The sequence below is a fragment of the Vibrio sp. 1F169 genome, assembly GCF_041439605.1.
In the GTDB taxonomy this organism is placed as follows: domain Bacteria; phylum Pseudomonadota; class Gammaproteobacteria; order Enterobacterales; family Vibrionaceae; genus Vibrio; species Vibrio tasmaniensis_A.
The window spans coordinates 49252-74611 of record NZ_JBGOOI010000012.1; the positions used below are offsets into that span (position 1 = coordinate 49252).

20 protein-coding genes are annotated in these 25360 nt (G+C 42.7%); 7 read left to right on the forward strand and 13 right to left on the reverse strand.

Annotated features, from left to right (window positions below; genetic code table 11):
• Window positions 1-393: 393 nt before the first annotated feature.
• Window positions 394-2133 (reverse strand): bifunctional UDP-sugar hydrolase/5'-nucleotidase, encoded by a 1740-nt coding sequence (locus ACED53_RS07500; RefSeq protein WP_029222774.1) that lies wholly within the window; start codon window positions 2131-2133, stop codon window positions 394-396.
• Window positions 2134-2371: 238 nt separating this feature from the next.
• On the opposite strand from ACED53_RS07500, the gene ACED53_RS07505 reads away from it, so the two are divergent.
• A complete protein-coding gene (locus tag ACED53_RS07505; RefSeq protein ID WP_017100531.1) occupies window positions 2372-4138 on the forward strand; it encodes an ATP-dependent endonuclease in 1767 nt (588 codons plus the stop codon).
• Between the two features lie 191 nt (window positions 4139-4329).
• Here ACED53_RS07505 and ACED53_RS07510 read toward each other — a convergent pair whose 3' ends face one another.
• Window positions 4330-4824, reverse strand: coding sequence for a DUF1097 domain-containing protein (locus ACED53_RS07510; protein ID WP_012600670.1), 495 nt, complete (start codon window positions 4822-4824; stop codon window positions 4330-4332).
• 467 nt (window positions 4825-5291) lie between these two features.
• Window positions 5292-6197, reverse strand: coding sequence for a LysR substrate-binding domain-containing protein (locus tag ACED53_RS07515; RefSeq protein ID WP_009845304.1), 906 nt, complete (start codon window positions 6195-6197; stop codon window positions 5292-5294).
• A 272-nt stretch (window positions 6198-6469) separates the two neighbouring features.
• Between ACED53_RS07515 and focA the strand changes: the two genes are divergently transcribed.
• Window positions 6470-7921, forward strand: a complete 1452-nt coding sequence (gene focA / locus ACED53_RS07520) for a formate transporter FocA (protein ID WP_009845303.1) — start codon at window positions 6470-6472, stop codon at window positions 7919-7921.
• Window positions 7922-8272: 351 nt separating this feature from the next.
• On the opposite strand, the gene ACED53_RS07525 is transcribed toward focA, so the two are convergent.
• The 3 genes from ACED53_RS07525 to ACED53_RS07535 all read right to left on the reverse strand — a co-directional run bounded on the left by ACED53_RS07525 (window position 8273) and on the right by ACED53_RS07535 (window position 9808).
• Window positions 8273-8842: a YceI family protein gene (locus tag ACED53_RS07525; protein ID WP_029222775.1), complete on the reverse strand. Its 570-nt coding sequence runs from the start codon at window positions 8840-8842 to the stop codon at window positions 8273-8275.
• Window positions 8839-9378, reverse strand: coding sequence for a cytochrome b (locus tag ACED53_RS07530; RefSeq protein WP_017100530.1), 540 nt, complete (start codon window positions 9376-9378; stop codon window positions 8839-8841). Before ACED53_RS07530 ends, ACED53_RS07525 begins: the two co-directional genes overlap by 4 nt.
• A gap of 184 nt (window positions 9379-9562) precedes the next feature.
• Entirely contained in the window at window positions 9563-9808 is a 246-nt protein-coding gene (locus ACED53_RS07535; protein ID WP_017059821.1) for a DUF2164 domain-containing protein, read from the reverse strand.
• 289 nt (window positions 9809-10097) lie between these two features.
• Here ACED53_RS07535 and ACED53_RS07540 point away from each other — a divergent pair, with 289 nt between their 5' ends.
• Both ACED53_RS07540 and ACED53_RS07545 read left to right on the forward strand, forming a co-directional pair.
• Complete coding sequence (locus tag ACED53_RS07540) at window positions 10098-10733, forward strand: hypothetical protein (RefSeq protein ID WP_009845296.1); 636 nt, start codon at window positions 10098-10100, stop codon at window positions 10731-10733.
• 570 nt (window positions 10734-11303) lie between these two features.
• The gene (locus ACED53_RS07545) at window positions 11304-12041 is read left to right on the forward strand and encodes an EAL domain-containing protein (protein ID WP_050395113.1); all 738 of its coding nucleotides are present in this window, start codon (window positions 11304-11306) and stop codon (window positions 12039-12041) included.
• Window positions 12042-12271: 230 nt separating this feature from the next.
• Here the strand turns inward: ACED53_RS07545 and ACED53_RS07550 are convergent, their stop codons facing one another.
• The 3 genes from ACED53_RS07550 to ACED53_RS07560 are packed head-to-tail and all read right to left on the reverse strand — an operon-like array spanning window position 12272 to window position 17471.
• On the reverse strand, window positions 12272-15331 hold the full coding sequence (locus ACED53_RS07550; protein ID WP_017100529.1) for an efflux RND transporter permease subunit: 3060 nt from the start codon (window positions 15329-15331) through the stop codon (window positions 12272-12274).
• Entirely contained in the window at window positions 15328-16383 is a 1056-nt protein-coding gene (locus tag ACED53_RS07555) for an efflux RND transporter periplasmic adaptor subunit (RefSeq protein WP_017100528.1), read from the reverse strand. Before ACED53_RS07555 ends, ACED53_RS07550 begins: the two co-directional genes overlap by 4 nt.
• Window positions 16383-17471 (reverse strand): efflux RND transporter periplasmic adaptor subunit, encoded by a 1089-nt coding sequence (locus ACED53_RS07560; protein WP_017100527.1) that lies wholly within the window; start codon window positions 17469-17471, stop codon window positions 16383-16385. Before ACED53_RS07560 ends, ACED53_RS07555 begins: the two co-directional genes overlap by 1 nt.
• 149 nt (window positions 17472-17620) lie before the next feature.
• Between ACED53_RS07560 and ACED53_RS07565 the strand changes: the two genes are divergently transcribed.
• Complete coding sequence (locus tag ACED53_RS07565) at window positions 17621-18352, forward strand: TetR/AcrR family transcriptional regulator (RefSeq protein ID WP_017100526.1); 732 nt, start codon at window positions 17621-17623, stop codon at window positions 18350-18352.
• A 199-nt stretch (window positions 18353-18551) separates the two neighbouring features.
• Here the strand turns inward: ACED53_RS07565 and ACED53_RS07570 are convergent, their stop codons facing one another.
• The 3 genes from ACED53_RS07570 to ACED53_RS07580 all read right to left on the reverse strand — a co-directional run bounded on the left by ACED53_RS07570 (window position 18552) and on the right by ACED53_RS07580 (window position 20815).
• Complete coding sequence (locus ACED53_RS07570; RefSeq protein WP_012600681.1) at window positions 18552-19823, reverse strand: DEAD/DEAH box helicase; 1272 nt, start codon at window positions 19821-19823, stop codon at window positions 18552-18554.
• 57 nt (window positions 19824-19880) lie between these two features.
• Complete coding sequence (locus ACED53_RS07575) at window positions 19881-20492, reverse strand: ACP phosphodiesterase (RefSeq protein WP_017100525.1); 612 nt, start codon at window positions 20490-20492, stop codon at window positions 19881-19883.
• Window positions 20493-20686: 194 nt separating this feature from the next.
• Window positions 20687-20815, reverse strand: coding sequence for a hypothetical protein (locus ACED53_RS07580; RefSeq protein WP_017059831.1), 129 nt, complete (start codon window positions 20813-20815; stop codon window positions 20687-20689).
• Between the two features lie 447 nt (window positions 20816-21262).
• Between ACED53_RS07580 and ACED53_RS07585 the strand changes: the two genes are divergently transcribed.
• Window positions 21263-22486, forward strand: coding sequence for an aromatic amino acid transport family protein (locus ACED53_RS07585; protein ID WP_017100524.1), 1224 nt, complete (start codon window positions 21263-21265; stop codon window positions 22484-22486).
• A gap of 148 nt (window positions 22487-22634) precedes the next feature.
• A complete protein-coding gene (locus tag ACED53_RS07590; protein WP_017100523.1) occupies window positions 22635-24059 on the forward strand; it encodes a methyl-accepting chemotaxis protein in 1425 nt (474 codons plus the stop codon).
• Between the two features lie 441 nt (window positions 24060-24500).
• On the opposite strand, the gene ACED53_RS07595 is transcribed toward ACED53_RS07590, so the two are convergent.
• Window positions 24501-25229: an HAD-IA family hydrolase gene (locus ACED53_RS07595; RefSeq protein ID WP_029222776.1), complete on the reverse strand. Its 729-nt coding sequence runs from the start codon at window positions 25227-25229 to the stop codon at window positions 24501-24503.
• Window positions 25230-25360 lie beyond the last annotated feature (131 nt).

Genomic DNA, 25360 nt, shown 5'->3' on the forward strand with positions numbered 1-25360 from the left:
TTTCGTCTATTAAAATTTGCACTAGAAATACAAAAAAGGAGCAAATGCTCCTTTCTTATTGATGCCACCCTGTCAAATAGATACTCGAATTGATTCTAAGAATAAATCCGCTAACCAAATTCACGATGGCACTGCGTAGTTACACTGCAAAACGATCAAGTAATAATTCTGCGTAAATTACTATCTTGCGTAAATTACAATCCTGCAGTCGGTATCAAATACACTAACGCAGACCAAACCGATACCCAACCAACCACCGCTACTGCATCTAACCAATCTTTCTTATCCATGCTTATCTCCACAAGAAGTGTGACCTGCAGGAATAAAGCATAAACAATGCCAAATTTATAAACAGCTAGAACTAATAATGTTAAGTGCAAGCATTGACGCTGGCTATCTAAAACACTCCATGCAATTCAGCGGTTCATTGTGTTTAAGAGATTCTGGGTATTCTTGCAAGAACTCAATAAAACAGTCTGCCATAGAATCGGTCGTCACCACGCCATCACCTATCATATCTAAGACGGCGTTATAGCCCTCTTTTCCTTTCATGGTGTAGGCTGACGACGCGCCTCGGTAAATTCGGTCGCGAGACACAGGCTGCCAACCGGATGTTTCAGAGTGTATTTCTAGATGATGAATCCTATGTCCTAAGGGTGCTTCTTTGTGATAACAAAATCTCAAGTTATGAGTATAAGGAAAGCTACCTGAACCCGTGCCCACAACACCATTATCGAGCGCGTTGTTAATTGCCCCTTCGAGCATGCCTGCGATCGTTTCACCTTTTACGTCATACACACCAATGGGTACGGCAAACGGTAGTAGTTTTCCGGCAATATCGGCAACGGATACATCACCACTATTGAGTGAATTTCGCACTCCACCAGAGTTGTGAATCGCAAATTCAACCTGATGCCCTTTTTTGTTCATTAGGTAGTGAAATGATTGAGCAACCAAGGGCGCAAGCTGACTTGGACCTTTCTCATCCGGGATCCGAATATGGCGCAGTGTTGTGTCTGCATGAGCAATCACTTGTTGCTGAAGCTTTCGAACTCTCGGCTGGTATTTATCCGTCAGAATGCTCTGCAGCTCAGGATCTTTCTTACACACTGCAATATTAGGGTGATTATTCAAAAACTCACACGCCATATCATGAGCGTCGTCTTGCCCTACTTCACTTAGCTTTGCATCTATAAACAGTCGACGGCCTAACAGCAGTTCGTTTTTACCGTTAAAGTGAGTCACTTTGCCTTCAGCATCGAACTCGATTTCGCAGTGTCCTAAGCTCATGGCGTGGAAACCCGCTTGCACAACATAGGTGTCACCGACTTTCACACCGTAGTCATCGTCTTTGACTAAGCCAATATCAGAGAAATCACCTTGTAAGCGATGACTATGGCCACCAACAATGACGCCAATACCTGTTACGTTGGCTGCTAACTCTAAATCAGCTTCGTAACCAAGATGGCTAAGTAACACAATCTTGTTGATACCAGCTTTATGAATCTGCTCAATGGTCGCTTTTGCTGTTTCTAAAGCATTTTCAAATGGTGTATCGATATCTGGATTAGCAATGCCTGCCATCTTGTCGATGCTTAAGCCGAATATTGCAACCTTCTCGCTATCAAACTCTTTCGTTATAAAAGAAGCACTTCGCGTTGCAGTCAGATAAGGCTTAACAATTTCGTTGTCCGCTAAGGTATGAGTTTTATTGATATCCTCATTCGATAGATTCCAGTTACCGGCCAACAGTGGGAATTTGATTCTTTTAGCGAAAATCGCAACGGGCTCATTACCCATGTCTAGCTCGTGATTGCCGAGCGTCATGGCATCTATATTAAGGGCGTTCAACAAATCGGCGTTGGCTTTTCCCTTGAATAAAGAAAAGTACAAAGTGCCCTGGAAGCAGTCACCAGCATGCAGGAACAGGGTTCCAACCTTCTGACGCTGGGCATCTTGTTCTATTTGTTTGAAGCGTGTTGAAATTCGAGCAAAGCCACCAGTACTGACATAAGGTTCAATGATGTGGTTGTTCATTTTAAGTGATAGCTGTAACGAGGTTGGTTCAAAGTATGAGTGGGTGTCGTTGATGTGTGCCAACACTATTTTTGTCGGCTTATTCTTTTTAGTCATATTTTCTTCTCTCTTTGTCCCTTCATACTAGGTCGAGAATCATGACAGAATCGTGAATTTTATGAAACTGCACTGCAAAAAAATACTCGAGATAGATCGAAAATCTCATTTTGCACCGTATAAATAAACAACGGGTTTTGTGACAGGTGAGCATACCAGATTTGTGTTTTTCGATTATGATTAAAGATATCTGTTAGCTTTCAAACAATTAGCAGAGCCTTCCGTTAGGAGTAAGCCTATGCAACTAGAAAGAATCGAGATTTCTGGCTTTCGAGGTATTAAGCGCATGTCTCTTGCGTTTGATGAGCTAACCACGCTTATTGGTGAAAATACTTGGGGTAAGTCTTCATTATTGGATGCCCTTTCCGTCGTTCTCCCTTCAGACGGAGTTCCATATCACTTCGAAATGACCGATTTCCATGTCGATTACTCAGTTTCACATCCACAGTCTCAACACCTTCAAATTGTTCTCGCGTTAAAAGCCAACGATAAAAGTGAGCTAAATGCAGGACGTTATCGCAAACTCAAGCCGGTGTGGGTTCAAGACGAGTTTGGTGTTTTTCGTATCTATTATCGAATCAGTGCCACGTTAGAACAGTATGAAACGACAACACACTATGCATTTTTGGGGTTGGACGGAAACCCTCTCAAGCTTCATCACTCAGAAAAGCTCGCTCAAGAATTAATGACGTTACACCCTGTAATTCGTTTAAGAGATGCAAGACACTTCGATCGCCCTTTCAACGGCAACTCACTTAACCATAATGCTCACCTACCAGCCAATGTTCATGCTAGCAACGGTCACGCTAATAATGTGAACGGAAATAGTAACGGCCAGAGTCAAACAACCAATGGTAATGGCAGCAATGGAAACGGCAATAACGGAAATGGGCGTCAGGCAAGGATAGAAAAGCGCATCGACAACACCTGCCGTCGCCTTATGGCAATACCCGGACATGTTAATAAAGGTGAAATGCGCAGTAGTCTTGAGTCGATGCAAAGCTTAATAGAACACTACTTCTCATTTAAGAGTGTCTCACGTAAAAATCCGAGAAAACCGCGTGATGGGTTACTTTACTCAGCTGGTGCGAACGACAAGAGCATTCATCAATTGGTCGAAGAGACCAAAAACAAACAAACTCGCTTATTATTCATGGGGTTGCTTAATGCCTATTTGCAAGCAAAAGGGCCAAATGACTTAAGAAGATGTGCTCGCCCTCTTTTGATCCTTGAAGATCCAGAAGGTCGATTGCACCCAACGCACTTGGCAAGGGCTTGGAGCTTGATGCAAAAGCTGCCCATGCAAAAAATCCTGACCACCAACAGTGGCGATCTACTTGCTGCTGTGCCGCTTCAATCGATTCGTCGTTTAGTACGTCAGTCAGATAAAACCATTGCCAACCAACTCAATGTGAACCACTTCAGCAAAGATGAACTTCGTCGAATTGGTTTTCATATTCGTTTTCACCGGTCCGGCGCTCTGTACGCTCGCTGCTGGTTGTTAGTAGAAGGTGAAACCGAAGTCTGGTTGTTTAACGAGTTAGCCAACCAATGTGGGTATAACCTTGCTGCGGAAGGCGTTCAAATTATTGAGTTCGCGCAGTCTGGTCTTAAAGCGCTCATTAAAGTAGCGCAAGAGTTTGGTATCGATTGGCATGTAGTAACTGATGGTGATGCAGCCGGAAAAAAATATGCGGCGACTGTGCTATCTAAACTTGGTAATGATCAAGAACGACATCGCCTCACAGAACTGCCTGATAGAGACATCGAGCACTACTTGTACATGAATGGGTTTGAGAACTTTTTCAGAGACATGGTTAAGATTCCTTATGATCACCCTATTCCAGCGAAAAAAGTTGTGGCTAAAGTTCTCAAGAAACACGCAAAACCAGACCTGGCTTTAGCGATCGTGTCTCATTGTGAGAATCAAGGACAAGACTGTATTCCATTGTTGTTGAGATGGACTTTGAAACGCGTGATCACCATGGCAAACGGAAATACCTAGCTTCTTGCTTATCTGATAAGTGCTATTAGTTCTTCTGTTGATAATTTCTTGAATTGATTAAGAAACCAAAAAAGGCACACCAAGTGGTGTGCCTGTATAAATCGATATACAAATTAATTGGGGGTTATCTTGCAAGAGTTCACAGTGACTAAACTAAGGTTAGGTTAACGAATTAAGGTTAGGTTAACGAATTAAGCCTTGGCTTGTTTAGCGTGTTGTTCAACCGCTTCCGAAGATTGAGTCGATTTTTCGTGAAGCCAAAGCCCCGTTGCTTTCATCAAGTATCCAAAGACACCACCAAGCAGTAAAGATGGCACGACAAGTTGCCAATCGCCGCCTGCTGCAAACGTCGCGCAGCAACCAATGAAGGTTCCTGGGATATAACCTAGCCACGCTTGTTTGGCTTGAATACACATAAAGAAAGCGACAACAGCGGTAATCATATAGCCTAATATCTCTAACCCTGCGAAGGTTGAGCTTTCGATAATCACCATTGCCCAGAATACACCTGTCATGTTGGTCAGTAAGCTGCCTGCTAGTCCTTTAACACCGCCCGTTGGCGAAGCAAAATAACTTGTGCAACCTAAGAAACCGGCCCATGACAGCAAGCCGAAAGAGATAGCTATCCATCCCCATAGACCTGACAAAATACCTGTTGTTAATGAAATCGCGACTAATGTACTCATACTATTTCTAAAGCCTAATTACGAAATTCATCGCACCGGATTTAGCCTCACTTAAAATCAAGTAAGCATATTATGGGAAGAACGCCTTCTTTTAGCCGATCATGATCACATTAATAATGTACACGAATGTGCATTTATCACCAGATAGAGACCGGAATCGCTTATTCAACACATTGGGTTATAAGGGGCTGTTAACCTTTCGAGCTTTATTTTGCAGCTCTTGTGGGAAATTTATACAAGGCAGAGGCTTTGATGTGTAGTTAGCCTACATGAAAAGGCGATAACGCAGTAGAAATGAACCACAAGGACTGCCCGAAGGGTTCGGTTAAAATCGCTTTATGCTTTGTTGAAGAATATTTGCTTAAAATGACTAGGCTACATACTCTTCGCCGCGCCTAAAACGATTTTACCTCGAACAAAACTTAACCACGAAAGGTCAACAGCCCCTAGCCTTTATCAAATTACCGCTATAGAACCGACGGCTTACCTTTCATCATGCGCTTGCCTTCTCGCTTAATACATTCAGCAAGTGGGTTTTCTGCCATATCCGCACGCCAAATAAACGAAAGCGTACGTTCCATTTCAAGCTCAGGAACATTCAAAGTAACGAGCTGGCCAGATTCAACAAACTGCTCGACATCGAGATAAGGTAAACACGTTAAATATGGGCCGTTTGCTACCAAACTTCTTAAAACAGGAACGTGTTCATATTCTCGCCAAACATCAAGATCACCAATTAAATGATGAATAGAGCTATCAAAAACTTTGCGAGTACCTGAGCCATGTTCACGCAATACCCACTTCGCTTGTTCTAGTTGCGCCAAACTGACACGTTCACGCTTTGCAAATGGGTGATGAGCCGATGCAACCACCGTTAAATGGTCGGTACACCACACTTCTTGATGAACTCGGTTATCGTCGCAGCGACCTTCGATAACGCCAAGGTCATATTGGTAATCTAATACGCCATCTATAACCGCATCGGTACTTTGTACACCAAGCGAGATTCGCATCTCAGGAAAGTCGTTATCAATAATACTGATGAGGTCTGGAACCAGGTGTTCTGCCGGGGTTTGGCTCGCACCGAGTTTGAGCTCTCCACTCAATAAATGCTGCTCGTAAAACCCCATTTCAATTTGCTGTGCATCTTGCAGTAAACGCTTCGCTTTTGGCCTAAGCCACATGCCCCAATGAGTGAGCGCCATTTGCTTGCCCTGCCTTTCAAACAAAGGCCTGCCGAGCATTTTTTCCAACTGTGCAAGAGACATACTTGTCGCCGACTGAGTCAATGCAAGCCTATCAGCTGCCTGACTTACGCTTCCCGAATCTGCTACCGCGTCAAAGACGGCGAGCTGCTTTAATGAATAACGCAAAATCTATCCTTAATTCTTTTAATAACTTATGTCCTGCTGCTCGTTTTTGTTAAGCCGATGAGCAATCAATTTCATTCTACGCCTAACCAAATCTATATCAATATTTTTGATGTGGTTTCTAAAAATTATCAATTTTACCTCTACCCCTCAACCCCCTAATCTGGAATGGCAGGACACAACGAGCCCTGCAAAACATTACTGATTAACCATTACGGATTAACCAAGTCATTAACACTAGGAATTACACATGACGGATTGTTCAAGGGGGGGATATGGCAACCAGCACTTCTGAAAATCAGCAACTGTTCTCGCCAACAGAAATGATGGCGGAAGCCGAGAAATTTGCATTAAGCAAAGCAAATAAAACCAGCAGCATGACATTGAGTTTGGCAATCATGGCTGGCGCATTCATCGGGCTTGCTTTTTTATTCTACATCACGGTGACCACAGGTAGCGCTGATGCAGGATGGGGATTAAGTCGCTTAGCCGGTGGTCTTGCATTCAGCATGGGGTTAATCCTGATTGTTATTTGTGGTGGCGAGCTATTTACCAGTTCGGTGTTATCAAGCATTTCATGGGCTAATAAGCAGATAACCTTCACCAAGATGTTGTCTATCTGGGGCAAGGTATATGTAGGCAACTTTATCGGTGCCATGTTCCTACTGGCTTTGGTAAGTGCAGCAGGCTTATATCAACTGGATGGTGGGCAATGGGGCTTAAACGCTCTAAACATTGCTCAACACAAGCTACACCACAGCCCTGTTCAAGCTTTCGCTTTGGGTGTGCTTTGTAACTTACTAGTGTGTTTAGCAATTTGGTTAACGTTCAGCTCAGCTAACGCCATGACTAAAGCAATGATGACCGTATTACCCGTTGCAATGTTCGTTAGCTCAGGCTTTGAACACTGTGTGGCGAATATGTTCATGGTTCCATTAGGCATCACAATTCAAGCATTCGCACCAGAGAGTTTTTGGATGCAAATTGGCGCAACATCAGCCCAGTATGCAGACCTGAACATCATGAAATTTGTCACTGCAAACTTAATACCAGTGACATTCGGCAACATTGTAGGTGGTGCGGTATTGGTCGGCTTAGCCAATTGGAGTATCTACCGTCGCCCGCAGCTTAAAGCGGCAAAAATTACAGCAATAACTCAAACAACAGAAATTACGTCAGTTAAGGAAACCACTATGAACACTACAACTACTATCAAGCAAATCATGAACACTCAACCAATTACACTGAGCGTAGAAATGCCTACTTCAGTGGCGATTGATTCACTTTTAGATGCTCAACTTGTTAGCGCTCCTGTTTGCGATGTTGAAGGCCGCCTAGTAGGTATCCTCTCTGTTCACGACGTAATGGTTGACCTTTGGTGCCAAGACTACATTCCGACTAAAGGTCAGAAAGTGGTAGACCTAATGAGCCGTGACGTAGTGGCTATTGATGCAAACGACAAACTGGTCGATGTTGCTGAGTTCCTATGTATCGATAAAGAACAACTGTACCCGACAACAAGCATGGGCTATGCCACTCGCCTGACCTCTCTTTCTTTAGAAGAGCGTGCAAAAGCGATGAAAGTAAGCCAACCACATATGCTTCCAGTGCTAGAAAATGGCGTAATGGTCGGTGTGATGACTCGTACTGAAGTTATGCAAGCACTACGTCCAATCTATGGCGACCGCCTAAACGTGGTTCCAAAGGCTGAACTAGAAACGGCTTAACTAGCGACTGTTTACAAAGCAAGCGTTTCATTAGAAACAAAGTAACGAATCGTAGGCTGAACTATTAGGGATTAGTCGTTCAGCTAGATAACTCAGTCATTGCAACGTTGACTGGCAGAGGTAAATGGTGGCTTAAGACGCAGTAAAAGGTTTGACACAAAACAGACCTAAACGCGTGGCCATTTACCTCAATAAAAAAGGCGCAAAGTGAAAACTTTGCGCCTTTCTCTATATTCTAGCTGCTTTGCTACTTTCCATATTACTAAATAACCGGCTAACGCTGCCCTATCTCGTATCGACTAGGATTTTGATCTTTCTAAAATATGTTGATAGCGATTATTGATAGCTAGATTACTTCTTTACACCTTCGACATGCAGATCCATGTCTACATAGCTTGAAGCGCCCATTACTGGGATATTGAAGTCAGCAAGCTCTAGACGAGTTGTACCAACGAAACCAGCACGCTCACCGCCCCATGGGTCTTGACCAGCACCGATGAATTCAGCTTCGATAACGATAGGCTTAGTTACACCGTGAAGTTTAAGGTCACCCATAACTTCAAGTTTGCCGTCGCCTTTATCAACCACTTTTGTGCTGTTGAATGTCGCATCAGAAAACTTACCAGCATTGATGAAATCACCGCTACGGATGTGCTTATCACGCTCTGCGTGGTTTGAGTCAAGGCTAGTTGTATCAACCGTTACGTTGATTTTAGACGCTTCAACGTTGCTCTCATCAAATGAGAAGTCACCTGAGAATGTGTTAAAACGACCTTGGATAAAGCTGTAACCTAGGTGGCTAACTTTGAAGTTAACTGAAGCATGCGCACCTTTTGTATCAATCACGTAATCAGCGGCGTTCGCAGCGAAAGGCATTGCCATAGCAAATGCTAATCCTGTAGCGATAATTGACTTTTTCATTTTGAAGCTCCTATCATTTTTCGTAGCGTATCGTCTTTGTCGATAACGTGGTGTTTTATCGCCGCTAAGGCGTGCACTGATGCCATAATGATCAGTACCCATGCAGCATAGTAGTGAACCGTTCCTGCGAGATCAGATTGGTTTACAAATAGTTCACCCATACTTGGTACAGTGAACCAATTGAATACCTCGATCCCACGGCCATCTGATGTCGAAATCAAATAACCTGAAATAAATAAAACCGCTAAGTTAATGTACATAAATCCATGAGCGATCTTCGCCGCTACAATTTCATAGCTTTTACCTTCCACATTAGGTGACGCGGTAACTAGCTTCCAAAGCAAGCGGATAATGGTAACGGCAGCCAAAAGAATTCCTACCGAACGGTGGTAGTCTGGTGCTGTTTTGTACCACTCACTGTAGTAAGAAAGATCAACCATCCATAGGCCTACACCAAATAGGCCAAATATTGCGAGTGCTGAGATCCAATGCATTGCTCTTGCTAAAGGATTGTAATTTTTGACGTTGTTGTTCATGCATCTCTTCCGAATGTTAACGTGTCGTGTAGTTTTGAAAAGCGTACCCTACACTAAGTTTGCGTAACATATTATTTACCAAGTTTTACATTAGTTACATCATTTCAAATTAAACGAGTTATTCAAAAATTTTGAACAAGTTGCTTTATGGACAAATTTCTTTGTCGAACAATCGCTTGCTGAGTTATATTTCAACGATTTGTTCAATTTCATAGAGCTCATCTGATATGTCTAACATCTTACGTTCCATCACTTTTTGAGCGTCTTCTATCCCCTTGTTGTAATACACGGCTCCAAACTTTTTACTGATGAAGTCGACTAAGAATTCAGTGTCGAACTGACCAAGCTCTACATCGAGCTCATCTTGTAGGTACTTTTGAAGTGTATGAGTGAGTTCGGATTTTTGCTTTGAATCTAATTGAATGGTCATGGGTGTTTCCAAATAAAGAGTATGTAGAACAATTGTGATTAGCCGACTAAGCTATAATTTCGTTAGCTCACTGCAACTCTGCCAATCAGTTCAAGTTTTCTAACTAGCTATAATTCCTCATAATTTAGTTTACAGACCAGTAGAGTGCCAGTGCTATCCATAAAATCGCTCAGTAATGGTTAATTTTGATAGAGGGATCAAGAACTCGCACTTTGACAATAGGTAATGGCGCCGAAATTACCGTACTATTGCCCATCAATAAGATAGCAACCGTGTATAAGAGGCTTCATTGTTATTAGATCTGGTGATTAAAAGCGTCAATCAGTTTCAAGACGATTGCTTGAAACTTTGTGAGCGTCATTACCCTACCGTACACAATCAAGGGATCAGTGAACATCACATAGGCAAAGCGTTTGCGAGACGAATGGAGCACACTTTCGTTAGCTTCAATCATGCAAGCAACGTAAGCCCACTAGAAATGCTCTCTTCTGGTGAAACGCCACGACACTTCCGAATCTCTTCTGAAATTGGTACCGTTTGGATGATTAGCCACCATATGGTGAGCGCAGGAAAGACTTGTCGTAAAAAGTTGATGCTGGACATTCATAACTGGCAGCAAGAGTACGGATTTGCCATTCAACCCAATGACCTATTGATTATTGTCTCCGACCATTGGATAAGTCGAAGCAAAAACAGTGGTGAACTCTTGCATTGGTGGATGGGGGAACTCCCAGACCAGATTAGCGACTACAGCCTACAAGGTATCACGCTAAGAGAGAGTGATACTCAATTCGCAGATGATTTAAATAGTAACTTCAAAATCAGTCCGTGTTTTATCCGATTCGCTCACCCGCTAAAACGCTCTGGAAATCAACAACTAGTTCGTAAATACCTGCAACTTTATGCGGTAATACAATGGCAGTAAAATACAAGCCAATTTTCAATTTGATATATAACGTAAATAATTATACCAACACTATTATTTTATAAAATAACACCTATATTCCACTCATTTATTATCCTGATTCTCCAGTTTACTAATTAATAACTTAACAACCTCAATATTAATTTTGAGAGACAGACATCATTTTTATGTAACCACAAAGATCTATTTATTTTATTATTTTGATACTCCCCCAGAATGCAAGTCTTTAACCATATTTATTTTAGGTGTATACGTGTTAAGGCTTTATATTGATAGGGTTGATGTGATACAGGTTACTCAGACATCAAATTCACTGAACCTATTAAACAAGCTAATCAATATATATCCTTGATACATAATGACCTTTATCATCCTGATTTTTCGCTGACTTTAATTATTTAGATGTTACCGTGACAAATTAATTTTTATTAATTGACAATTTATCAACACCTGTCAATATTATGACAGCTGTGATGTATATTCTCGTCACTGAATAAACACCTTTTATTAGCGATTATGATTTTATCAGACAGAAGTGAATTTATTAGTTGTATATCTGTGGATGCCGATATGCAGTTTATTGCGAAATACCAAGACTTAACACTTACAAGTGTCTACCAACCTATATTTGATTCTTCTTTGACTCAGATAGGTGTAGAGGCTTTGGTTCGTATTTCCAATTGTAAAGGTGATGTCGTTCGCCCAGATCACTTCTTCCATTCAGACGAAACCTCATACACAGACAAAATCAACGTAGAGAGACTGAGCCGAGCCATTCACATCCGTAACTTCGCACAATCGACGGTCCGTCACTTGAACCTTTTTTTGAACGTTCTTCCAAACGTTGGTGAGTTGTTTGCATCAGAAAAAGTAAAAGACACTCTGTTAGCTAAACGTCTTCACGAGCTTAACTTATCGTGCGAACAAATCGTCATGGAGTTGGTCGAACTTAATGTAGAAAGTGAAGAACGTTTAAAAAACGCGGCCCACTCACTTGCAGATAATGGTTTTCAAATCGCGGTTGATGACTTTGGAGCACAGGCATCAACAGAGCAACGTGTTCGCCATATAACTCCTCATATCATCAAAATCGATCGCTCTGTGATGTTGGATTTTGAAAACGGTGATACTCAAAAAATGGAGTTAGTAGTTAAGCTTGCCAACCAAATCGGTGCAAAGACGGTCATCGAAGGGATAGAAACCCAACAGCAACTGACTGCGATGCAAAGTTTAGGCTTCGATATGTATCAAGGCTATCACTTAGCCATGCCAAAGCCGATTGAGTTGGATATCCGCCTAGCAATCTAGAATCTAGAATCTAGCCCCTATTCTCTATTATACCGGAAGCCGCTTTACCATTGGCTAACGACTTTTATAATACCTATCTTTTAAAACGATCCTTGTTAAGGCACGCATTGCTATCGCAACGTCCTCTTAGTTCGGACCTATCTTCGTCTTGTTTTATCAAATCATATCCGTAAAAAAGCCCAATCAAAATTGACTGGGCTGGCTTAAAAGAATCTGTTTTATATCAATCCCTAATAACCCGCAGTGGACGGTTTGATTCTATATAGAATGGCGAATATCACTGGTACTACTATTAGCGTTAGTACTGTAGCAAAGCCTAAGCCTGCCATGATGGTAATCGCCATCGAGCCGAAAAATGCATCGAATACCAAGGGAATCATGCCCAAGATAGTCGTTAGTGCTGCCATAGATACAGGTCGTACACGACTGATCGCGCTGTCGACAACCGCTAAATATGGGTCTTTACCTGTTTGTAGCTCACTGTTGATCTGGTCAAGCAGTACGATACCGTTCTTCAAAATCATGCCACTTAGACTCAATAGACCTAAGAACGCAGTGAAGCTAAATGGCATATTAGTACCTAACAGACCAATCGAAACGCCAATGATAGAGAGTGGCACCGTAAACCAAATTACAAGTGGCTTACGAACCGAGTTGAACAGAAGCATAGTGATGATAAACATCAACAAATAACCCATTGGCAGTGAACCAAATAGAGATTCTTGTGCATCTTTTGAACTCTCGTACTCACCGCCCCAACTGATGCTGTAACCTTCTGGTAGAGCCAATGCTTCTACTTGTGGTTTTACGCGAGCAAACAAGCTAGCTGGTGTTTCATCACCCAATACATCGTGATCAGCCAGAACCGTTAACGTACGCTTTCTGTCACGACGTTGAATCAGTGGCTCAGACCATTGAAGCTCAACCCCATCGATCACTTGTTCTACAGGAATGTAGGTTTGCAGTGATGGGCTCCAGATCTTCACATTGTTCAGTGATTCAAAGTCAAAACGCTCTTCTTCAGGCAGGCGTGCCACGATAGGTAACATGTGCGTACCATCGCGCAGTAAACCGATGTTGTAGCCACCAAACGCCATCTGTAGTGTCTCAGACAGATCCGTCTTTGAAATACCAAGGCGACGTGCCTTTGATTCGTTAAACAGTGGCACGAGCTCTTTGGTGCGTTCACGCCAGTCGTGACGCACATTTCGAGAACCAGGATCCGCCAACAAGATATCTTCTACCTCAACAGCTATGCTGCGAAGGATCTGCGGGTCTGCACCGCTAATACGAGCTTCGATTTTTGACGCTGGCGACGGGCCAAACTCAATCAATTTAAATTGGAACGTAGGTTGTTCAAATTTATTGGCCAAGTCCTTGTCTAGCCCTTCTAAGACTTTAAACATGGTGTCTCGGTCAGTCGTTCGTACCTGCAGTTGACTGTACGCTTCGTAACTTTTCTCGGGTTGGTATGTCAGCGCAAAACGTTGCATGCCTTGGCCAACTGTTGTAGTTACAAACTCAACGTCGTCTTGCTGGCGAATGTAGCTTTCAACTTTTTCTGTCTGCTTAATCGTTTCACGTACATCGGTACCTTCCGGCATCCACATATCGACGTAAAACATTGGCGTATTTGATGGCGGGAAGAACTGCTGCTTCACCATACCAAAACCAACAACAGAAACTGCTAATAGCGCGACCATACTTACTACGGTAAGCCACCTAAATCGAAGTGCTACTTTCAGACACGCGCCGAATACAACGAACAGAATACCTTTGTATGGGTCTTCGTTCTCATCGACCTTGTCTTCTTCTTTCAGCATCATTTCTGCAAGGAGCGGAGTCAGCGTTAGCGCTGTAACCCAGCTCAAGAACAATGAAAAACACAAAACCCAGAACAGTGAGCCCATGAATTCACCTGTCGCGTCTTTCGACAAACCGATTGGTGCAAAGGCCGTGATAGCAATAATGGTCGCACCCAATAGTGGCCATTGTGTTTGTGTCACGATGTCCTTCGCTGCTTGAAGCTTGGTTTTGCCTTTCTTCAAGCCAACCAGAATACCTTCAACGACAACAATCGCATTATCCACCAGCATACCGAGAGCGATGATAAGTGCACCCAGTGAGATACGGTGCAGTTCGACATCGTTGTAATCCATCAGGATGAAGGTTCCAAATACCGTCAATAGAAGCACTAGACCGATGATCAAACCACTGCGTAAACCCATTGCAAAAAGCAGTACGATGATAACAATAGCAACGGCTTCTACTAGGCTGATTAAAAAGTCAGCCACTGATTTGTCTACTTCTTGCGCTTGGTTGTAGAAGTAGTTCAGCTCTACACCGGCAGGCTTAATGCTTTCTAAACGATCCAGTTCGGCATCTAACGCGTTACCAATTTCGACGACGTTTACGCCTGAAGAGAACGCAATACCAAGGTTGATTGCTGGTTTGCCGTTGTACGTTAATACATTGCCCGGTTTTTCTTGGATACCGCGAGTAACCTCAGCGACATCTTTCAAGCGAATCAAATTGCCTGTGTCACGACCATGAATGATCAGGTTTTCTAGCTCTTCAACCGTGCTCAATGTTCCGTTAGGTTTGATTGTTAGGCTTTGGCCATTCAACATTACCTCGCCTGCCGATACCACACTGTTTTGTTGTGCTAACAGTGACGTTACCATCGACATATCTAGGTTTAGCGCCGCTAAACGCTCAAGTGACATCTCAACAAACAATTGCTCTTGTTGGTCACCCGCAATACTTACTTTGCCAACACCGTCAACCAATTCGATTTCACGCGTTAGGTAATCTGCGTACTGTTTTAGCTCGACATAATCGTAGCCATCACCGGTCAGCATGATCATCACACCAAATACGTCACCAAAATCATCAATGATCTGAACAGAGTTAACACCACTGGGTAGTATTGGCTGTAGATCGTTGATTTTACGACGCATTTCATCCCAGATTTGGGGCAACTCGTCTGGACCGTAGTCCATCTTCATGCTGACCATAATTTGAGACATACCATTCGACGACGTTGAAGTGATCTTGTCGATATAAGGCAGTTGTCGTATCTCTTTTTCAAGTGGATACGTTAACTCTTCTTCAACTTCCATAGACGTAGCGCCAGGGTAAGTTGAAATAATCATTGCATCTTTAATGGTAAAAGCTGGGTCTTCTAAACGGGATAGGTTGCCAAAAGACGACACGCCGCCAATGGCCAAAATTACTAGAAACAGCCAGCTGATTACTTTGTTTTTAATTGAATATTCTGCGATGTTCATTCTGCTTTTCCTGACAATTCGATTCCGTCACGGAGTTTTCTTAGATTCGAGTTTACGAGTCGATCACCTTGCTCAACACCATGAGCGATTAATGCGCCTTGGCCACTGATTTTGTCGACTTCTACTTCGCTTTTGAATGCTTGTCCGTCTTCCATTTTCCACACATAGAACTGATTAGCTTCAGAGCCCGCTTCTAGCGTTGTCATTGGTAACTGGTAACCTTGAACATCACTCAGACCCGCTTTCGCCATATCCACATTGACCGTAACGCTCGTGCCCGGCAGAATTTCACTTTCAGGCTGCTGCATCTGCATCCAAAACTCGTAGGTACGTGATTGTGGGTGCAATTCGCTAGTGTGCTCTAGATACGTCAGTGGATATTGCCCTGTGTGACCGCCAAAGGTCGCCTCAGGACGATAGCTATTTGAACGCATGTCTGGACTGATCGATGCCAAGATCGAATCTGATACTTGAATTCGTACATACACCTTATCGTTCTGGTACACGCTTAATAGTGTTTCACCCGGTGTCGTGTTTTCGAAACGTTGCTTGTCCACCGTAGAAACTGTCCCGGAAAATGGCGCTAAAAGCTCTGTGTAACTTAGCTTGCGTTTTGCAGCCGCCAAATTCGCCGATGCCAGCTTATAGTTAGCCGTTAGTTGGTCTAACTCTGACTGCGACAACATCTTGCTACCAAACATCTCCGTACCACGGGCCAACTGCTTGCTCGCCAGTTTGAATTGAGAGTTAGCATCAGTCAGATCTTGAAGGTACGTCGCGTTGTCTAAGGTCGCAAGTAACTGGCCTTTTTCGACGTTGTCACCGGCTTCTACCAAGACTTGTTGGATTTCGCCTGCGAGCTTAAATGCCAAGGGGGTCAATTCAGCGGGCATTACCTGTCCATTAAAACTTCTGAACTGATCAGTCAGCGGCGCGCCAACGTCAAAGGTAGAAACCAATAAAGGCGGTTGTTCACGGTGTACAGCTTCATTGTTACAGGCTTGAAGTAACAAAACCGACGCGACAACAACTGATAATTTTAAAAGGTTCATTAAATACCCCCCTCACGAAGCCAAGCTTTTACTTGCTGTCCGCCAGATAACACATCCACACCTGCTTCAACGATAAGATCACCAGAAGAAAGACCTTCTATAACTTTACCTTGCTCATCAAGCAGGACTTGTACTTTAGAAATCGATCGAGAGTCTGGGTTATAGCGCCATAGCTCGCCATGGTCAGCTTGTTTGGTTAGCCAAGCTGAATCAACAATGCCAATACCGTAGTCTGACTTACTCTTCTGAACTTCAACTTGCGCTGTCATTCCAGAAAGTAGATTGATGCCTACCGGCTTGTCGATAGATACAACCGCTTGGTAGCTGTTGGTGTCTTCATCTGGTTGTGTAGAGATCTCTCTAAAACGCGTTGGGATACGAATACCGCGGTGGCTATCCATTACAACCCACATGTTTGAGCTCGTTAGGTCTTGAATAGAACGGTCTTCAAGCTTAGATACCGGAATAGAGAACGTCACATCCATTTCACTGTGATTCAAAATATTAAGAACTGGCTGCTTTTCAGCAATTAACTGATATTGCTTACCAAACACCATCGATACCACGCCATCGAATGGAGCAACTAATGTGGTGTAACCAAGGTTTGTTTTTGCTTGTTCCAACTCAACGTCAGCGGCAGTAAAGGTGTTGACGGCTTGGTCGTAGTAATCGGTACTGACTAACTTTTTCGAATACAACTCAGAAGCTTGCTTGTATTGGCTGTTCGCCAAGTCAAATTTAGCTTGAGCTGCATCAACGGCAATACGGTAATCCGTCGCGTCTAATACGGCTAGCACCTGACCTTTCTTAACTTCTTGTCCCATACGAACATCGAAAGCTTCGATATCGCCACCCACTTGAAATGAAAGCGCAGCACGGTCGGTTGCATCCACTTTTGCGATAAAACTATCAAGCTCGATATCTGCCTGCAGAGGAATCTCAAATAACTTTACAGGCTTGATTACCTGCTCATTTTCCTCTGATTGCACTTTGTTACATCCAGTTAGAGAGCCTGCGAGCAATAGTGCGGCAATAACCGCGCCCGTACGCTTGGTCGGTATCGCTTTGATAGACAAATTGGATTGCATGATGCTTCTCCATTTAATTATTATGATTTATTACACAGGTGGGCAGTATATTTATTGTTAAAGAATTCTCAAGCTTTACTTTCCACCTGTGCAGTATTTTTTATTTCAAGGAAAACAGTGTAGAATGTGGTAATCAGGTAAATGTAGAAATGAAGATGACTGAAAAGAAACAAGGCAGAAGAAGCGCGAAAGACGCTGAAGAGACGAGATTTTTGATCATGGGTGTAGCTGCGGATATGTTCTGTGAGCATGGTTATGACAGTGTTTCTCTTCGTAACATCAGTGAGAAAGCAGGCGTATCTCATAGCCTTATTCGCCACCATTTTGGTAGCAAAGAGAAAATCTGGCATGCTATAAGTGATTGTTTGCATGATTATTTTCAGTCATACATTGCTAAAATCGTAGAAGAGTTACCAAAAGGCGTCGCGCCAAATATTACTATCTATTTATTCAGTATGCGCCTCTTTAGCAACATGATTCACTCACGCAAACCGATGCAACTTATCACCGACTCTGTTCGCCAAAAAGACAACTTGGTCGATTACTTTATCGACAATGTTGGTGATATCGAAAAACAAATTAATATGTTGGCAGATGAATATAATGATGCGAATCCAGATAATTTGATCAACATTTATGAAATTAAATGGCAAATGATCATGTATGCGCACGGAGCGGTATGCCTTACTCCTTTCATGGAAAGCACATGGAATGAAGGCGACATGCAATCGACACCTGAAGAAGCATTGTTAAATCATTGGCAATTGTTCAACAAGCAAATGATCAGCACCTTCAATATCACTGATGAATGGGTATTGAATACAAGTTCGATTGAAGAACTTATTTATGAAGTCCCTTGTGTGTGGAAATGTGAACACTAGCAAAACAAACACTAAAATCGCGGCTTCAAGTTTCACGCTTAATGCTTAATGCTTAGTGCTTAGTGCTTAGTGCTTAGTGCTTAGTGCTTAAAACGAAAACGAAAACGAAAATGCCCCGCTACTGAATATATCAGTAGCGGGGCATTTTTATGTCTGAGTGAGTCTGCTTATGTTTTAAACGATTCAACCAGTAGCAGGTTTAGCGACGCGCTTTACCGCGATTTTGATGAATCTTAAGTTTCGCTTTCATCTTACGTTTTTCTGATGAACGACTTTTACTGCGACCACCTCGATCGGGGGCTAGATCTTTTTCTAGGCTTGGTTCAAAGCCCTCTAACCACTCTTGAGGCAAGCGAGTATCAAGTAAGCGTTCAATGTCACCCAGAAGATAAGCTTCATCCTGGCTCATCAAAGAGATCGCTAAACCACTGTTGCCAGCACGGCCAGTACGACCAATACGGTGAACGTAGTCTTCCGCTTTAAATGGCATATCGTAATTCACAACTTGTTCTAGCTGCTGGATATCAATACCTCGAGCTGCCACGTCGGTTGCAATTAACGCGCGTACTTTACCTGATTTGAAATCATCCAGTGCTTTTTGGCGCGCACCTTGGCTCTTATCACCATTGATTGATGCCGCTTTAATGCCATCTAGCTTAAGCTCTTTAACGAGAGCATCGGTACCCTGCTTAGTCTTAGTAAACACCAACACTTGTTGCCAGTTCTTTGAGCCAATCAAATAAGCCAATAATTCACTCTTGCGCGATTTATCAACTGGATAAACCATCTGGGTAACGGTGTCAGCGGTGCTGTTTTTTGGCGTCACTTGAATTTCGCTTGGCGACTGCATCATTCGATGTGCCAGAGCTTTAATTTTGTTATCAAACGTCGCAGAGAAGAACAGAGTCTGTCGCACCTCATTCATACGAGAAAGAATGCGTTTGATATCAGGCATGAAACCCATGTCTAGCATGCGGTCTGCTTCATCCAGTACCAACACTTCAGTGTGGCTCAACATGATGTTCTTAGTGAACATATGGTCGATAAGACGGCCCGGAGTCGCAACAAGAATATCAGCTCCCCCGCGTAGGTTTTCAGTTTGAACCTTCATACTAACGCCGCCGTAAGCCACCACGACTTTGATGTCGGTACCCTTTGCGTAGCTGGTTACGTTATCGAAAACCTGTTGCGCTAGTTCACGTGTTGGTACCAACACAAGCGCACGAACTAGCTTCGGGTTTGGAATAACGTTGTCTTTTGTCTCGATTAATCTTTGGATAATTGGCAAACCAAATGCGGCCGTTTTACCTGTACCCGTTTGAGCACCAGCCAATACATCTTTGCCTTCTAATACCAATGGAATCGCTTGCTCTTGAACACTGGTAGGAGCCGTAAAGTTAAGCTCTGATAGCGTAGCAAGAAGATGCTCAGATAATCCTAGTTGGTTAAAAGATTTTGTAGATTCAGACATAGTATGATGCTCAAAGATTAAATAGGCGCGGATTGTAGCAAACCTGCATTACGCTGTTTACCTTTCCTTTTGATTTTTCTTCATTTGAAGCGAATTAAACTGCTTCGCTTCTTCTAAAACACTAGGATAAAGTTTATGAAAGTGACACTGCAACGTGTTGTAGTGATGTTCTAGGTCGTGATAGCAAGATTTAAGCATCCCAAGCTTTGGCCGTCTCAAAGCCATGCGTTGCAATACCACCTCAATGGAAGGCATGTCTTGATAACTTAGCAACCAACGTTGTTCTGCCATTTTCTGGTGAACAGTAATGAAGTGCTCAGGCCAATGAGGCTCTTGGTGTTCAAAGATCTGTTGATGGCTGTCTACGCAAAAGCGCTCAAGTGATTGCGTTGAGAACTGAGCCCAATGATTGGCTAAGCAGTGATCCCAAAATACATCGAGTGCGATAGGTGCAAAGCGTCGTGTTTGGTGTGAGAAAAGCGATTTTGCAGAACGAGACACATCATGAAGATCAGTATAGCTATCAACGAATCGATGAAGTCTTATTCCGTCTGAAAGTGAGTTTGAATAGTATTTACTAGGGTCGCCTTTAACGAAGTCACCTAACAGATTACCCGCTAAGTTACTTTTACAATGCTTGGCGATGTGGAGGTGTGCGAGAAAGTTCATTGAACCTCATTAAAGTATCGAGAACTAAGTAACATGGTAAACGTACTCGTTTATCTTCGCGAACTTTAATGAGGATAGTTTTGTTATGACGTGTGAGCTAATGAGATTTGCTCAGTTTAAGAATTGTTTAATTTGAGAACGTTGAACTACAGAAACCTTTAGCTCAGTAAAACCTAATTAAAGATTTTAAAAACTTAGTTCGAAGACTTGAAAAGCTCTTCTGCTAATTGTTTAACCGTCTGTTCATAGTCAGATAAATCGATACCAATTTCCATAGCATCTAACAACTCTAGACTTTCGTCATTATAAGATTGGTCACTCATAGTGCCCCCTCTATTCCTTGGTGTGGACATGTTGTCCGATTAACTAGTGCACCATCTTGGACTTATATTATGTCACTTTGATGAACGCACTCTACTCTACCCATTCCATATTTATAGCTTGAAGCTACTCGCGATCATTAACGCTTGTTTACGCTAAAGGGGCATACGCGAACGACATATGTACTGTCACCTTACACCAATTACAACAAATTACCCTATAAATTTTGATGCAAATCACACTCAAACGTTTGCTTAAGCATTTTTAGTTCCTTACGCACCAACCACTGTACATATTAATATACAGTGGATATTTTTAATTACATTAAACATTGCATTTGGAATTAAACTCAATCAAGATACTTGAAAATCGAGATATTCTTTGGGTTTATTCTCTTAGACCAGAAGAAACACAACGAAAACCCACCCTAACGTAAAGAATTATATACAATGAATAAATCAAAGGTTTTTGGTAGTACTTTGATCATTGCAGGCACAACCATTGGTGCCGGCATGCTCGCTCTTCCACTCGCATCTGCAGGAATTGGCTTTTCAACCTCACTATTTCTAATGCTTGGCTTATGGGCTCTCATGGCCTTCACCGCATTATTAATGGTAGAGCTTCATCAATTCGCTGAATCGGACGCAACTCTACACACGTTAGCTCACACGATTTTGGGAACGAAAGGAAAGTGGATCGCAAGCTTCGCCGTGATGTTTCTTTTCTACGCTTTGTGTGCCGCATACATTGCAGGTGGCGGTGCGCAGTTTAACCAACGTATCTCGGATATCGCAGGGATTGAACTCAATGGCCAAGTCACTACACTCCTATTTACACTGTTAGTTGCGGGAGTTGTGACGATTGGTACACACAGTGTTGATAAAGTTAACCGCGTTTTATTCGGACTTAAACTGATTGCGATGGTACTGGTACTCAGTTTCCTTGCACCAAACATCACCTCTCAATACCTAATGAGCATGCCTTTGCATCAAGGCCTGATTGTTGCTGCGATACCGGTTGTGTTTACCTCTTTTGGTTTCCACGGCAGCATCCCTTCAATTGTTCGATACCTGGATGGTGACGTTCGCTCTTTACGTAAGGTCATGATTATTGGCTCTGCACTGCCTTTGGTCATCTATGTTTTCTGGCAGAGTGTTACGTTGGGTGTGGTTAGCCAAGAGCAATTATTGTCTGATACTAGCTTGGGTGCGCTTCTAGTCTCACTATCGCAAACTGTTCATCAATCAAACTTAAGCTTGATCGTGGGTGTATTTGCTGACCTTGCACTTCTTACTTCTTTTATTGGCGTGAGCTTGGGGTTATTTGAATTCATGGGGGACTCTCTAAGCAAGAAACTAGGCAATGCCAAACGCGTTAAGACGGCCGCTATCACTTTTTTACCACCATTAGGTTTTGCCTTGTTCTACCCACAAGGTTTTATCATGGCTTTGGGTTACGCTGCCATTGCACTTTCAGTGCTCGCAATTCTGCTGCCGACAGTAATGGTATACAAAGTTCGTTACACAGATTTAATAGTAAAACCTCACGCTACAGAATCAACTTACCAAGTGTTAGGTGGAAGCAAAGCGCTGTTTTTAGCGGGTAGCGTTGGCGTGTTTATCATTGCAATTCAAATCCTTATTTCAGTAGGGTTATTACCATCATTAGGCTAATAAACCCATCGAGAGCAAAAATACTTGATTGATGTCTCATGAACGATATATTGCTATCATTAACTTTCATAATTAGTCGATCGAAATCACATTTTTATTGAGGTCGGTTATTTAGAGTCCACGGTAAAGGATTTACCGTGGAGTTTTTATGAAAGAAGTACAATTTAGAACGATAGACAAACTGTTTATTAAAATGTCTATTAACGACAAGTTTTGGGTCATTTTCTTGATCTTTTTTGCCGCTGTGGCAAGCCTCGCTGGCCTCAACTACGTCAACAATATGGAACAAATTGACGCGAGTGCAAAACAGCAGGTTGAATATCAGTTGCAAGGCATTTTATCAGCGTCAGATTCCCCAGCTTCGGTTCGTTCTATTAGCCAACAAACACGCCTTCAAGAAACCACTATTTCAAACACGGGTTCGGTGACTGCTACGGCACTGGCACAAGATGGCAACTACTACTCTCTTACCGTTTCAACTACTGATACACAGAACCAAAAGCAGCAAGCTCTGTACACATTATTACTCAGTCTTTTATGGTGTTTGCCTTTTGGTCTTTTCTGTTACTGGGTTGCAACCTTCCTAGGTGGCGCACTTTGGGTTCTTTACTCAACCACTCAAAAGATTGGTGATGGTGATTTAACATCTCGCCTTGGCTTCCATCCGGGCCGAGATGAGTTTGGTACGATTGGTTGCGCCCTTGACCGTTCAATGGATACGCTAAGTGAACTAGTCAATAACGTAAACCAAAACGCAGCGACACTGAGTGAAACGTCAGCTTCTTTCGAAAAAGAGATGAAGCGCAGTGAAACACAGATTATGAGCCAGAATTCATCTCTAGACTCTGTTGCAACGGCAATGGATCAAATGACGGCATCAGCGAATGAAGTATCTAATATCTCTGCGCGCTCTACAGAGCAAGCAGAGCAAGATGCTCAACAAATCAATGATAGCCATGCTATGGTTCAGCAAGCAATCTCAGAGATAACCACCCTTTCTTCTTTGATTGAGCAAACCTCGTCTTCTGTTACGAGCTTGAATGTAAATACAAGCCAAATCAACGAAGTCATCACCACGATCAACGCAATTTCAGAGCAAACCAACTTACTTGCGCTAAATGCCGCGATTGAAGCAGCTCGTGCGGGTGAACAAGGTCGTGGTTTCGCCGTTGTTGCTGATGAAGTGAGAACGCTTGCTAGCAGAACTCAATCCGCTACAGTTGAGATCCAAACGATGATTGAACGCTTACAGCAAGAGAGTCAAAATATTGCTAAGATCACGGTGCAAACGGTTGATCAAGCGCAAACCAGTAGCCAACTCATTTCACATATCGGTGATGACGTAAACTCGATTGCAGATTCCGCACAAGCGCTAATTGACATGAGTCTACAAATAGCAACGTCAGCTGATGAACAAAGCAACGTAGCGAATACCATCGCTGCTGAGCTTAATGATATACGAGGCCAATCAGACGTAATCAAAGATGTCGCTCAAAACTCTTCAAAGGGCGTATCTAAGCTGACTGAAGCATCGGTTTCTCTGTCTCAAACTTTGGCAAGATACCGCACTTAGCACTTGGCAAATAACTATCAACTATCAACTATCAACTATTTGCACTTAATGCTTAATGCTTAATGCTCAGAATTAAGAACAAACCTAAGAAGGACTCATATAGAGTCCTTTTTTATTGGTGCTGATTAATAACTATGGTAAAACCATACTCCTCAGTTATTAACATGAAGTAAGTCGCAAAGGAGGGATTAAGAGGAGCCAAAACTGTCTAATAATCGAGCTTAGGGGTAATCTATTTGAACGGGTCTTATTTTCGCTTACCCTTTTGCTGCAGGTGACACATAATGAATAAAACAGATGCACCATACACCGACGACATCACATGCCCTTTATGCCAACATGACGAATATCTACTTTCAGAAAGTGGAGAGAAGTTCACTTGTGCTGCATGTGGTTTCCACACAACACAATTAAGCAAAGTAGTCAGCCTTCAATTAGGCTTTACCCCACCAAAGCTCCAGAGTGCGGTATACCACCACTTGAGCAGCGCTTGCCATTAATCCAAATCGATATTTCTTCCAAACTGTAAATATCCTGAGCCGCTAGCTCTGCTATGTCGGCTTCGGTATTATCACTCAATGAACCTTCAAACGTTGGTCGCAATCTAAAAGATTGAATACCCGCACGAACCCCTGCTTCAATGCCTTTCACCGTGTCATCAACATAAATACATTCGTTTGGTAAAAAGCCCATATTCATTGCGGTATACATGATCAGGTCGGGCTCCGGTTTCCAGCTATTGGCATCAAAAGCTGAAAATACTTTGCCTTTGAAGTCGTCGAGCATTCCTGTCATTGCCAATGAGGATTCAACTCGATATTTAGGCGCATTGGAAGCGATACAAAACTCAATGTCTTGTTGCTTGAGGAATTCAATAAGCTCAATAGCACCATCCATCGGCTTTAAATGGCGTTGGAACAAGGCTTCTAATTCAGTGCGATAAAGCGGCTCGAGTGTATCGATGGAGATAGATAGCCCTAAACGTGCTTGCGTATCCATTAAGATGTCAGCTAGCTTCCCACCTTGAAAGTGCACATAGCAGTCATTAACGCTTAACTTAGCCCCAAAGCCAGAAAACACATTCACTAAGGCTTGGCAACACAGCTTCTCGCTATCGATGAGTGTTCCATCACAATCGAAAATTACACATTTAGTTTGTTCTAACCGCATAGCTCTCTCACTCGCATTGAATTCAAGTTTTATCCTATAGTGTTCTTTCAATACGCGTGATGATTAAGGTAACACTTTACCTATCGCCCCTTATTTCTCTACGCGAAATATGCAGTGGATCACTTTATGCT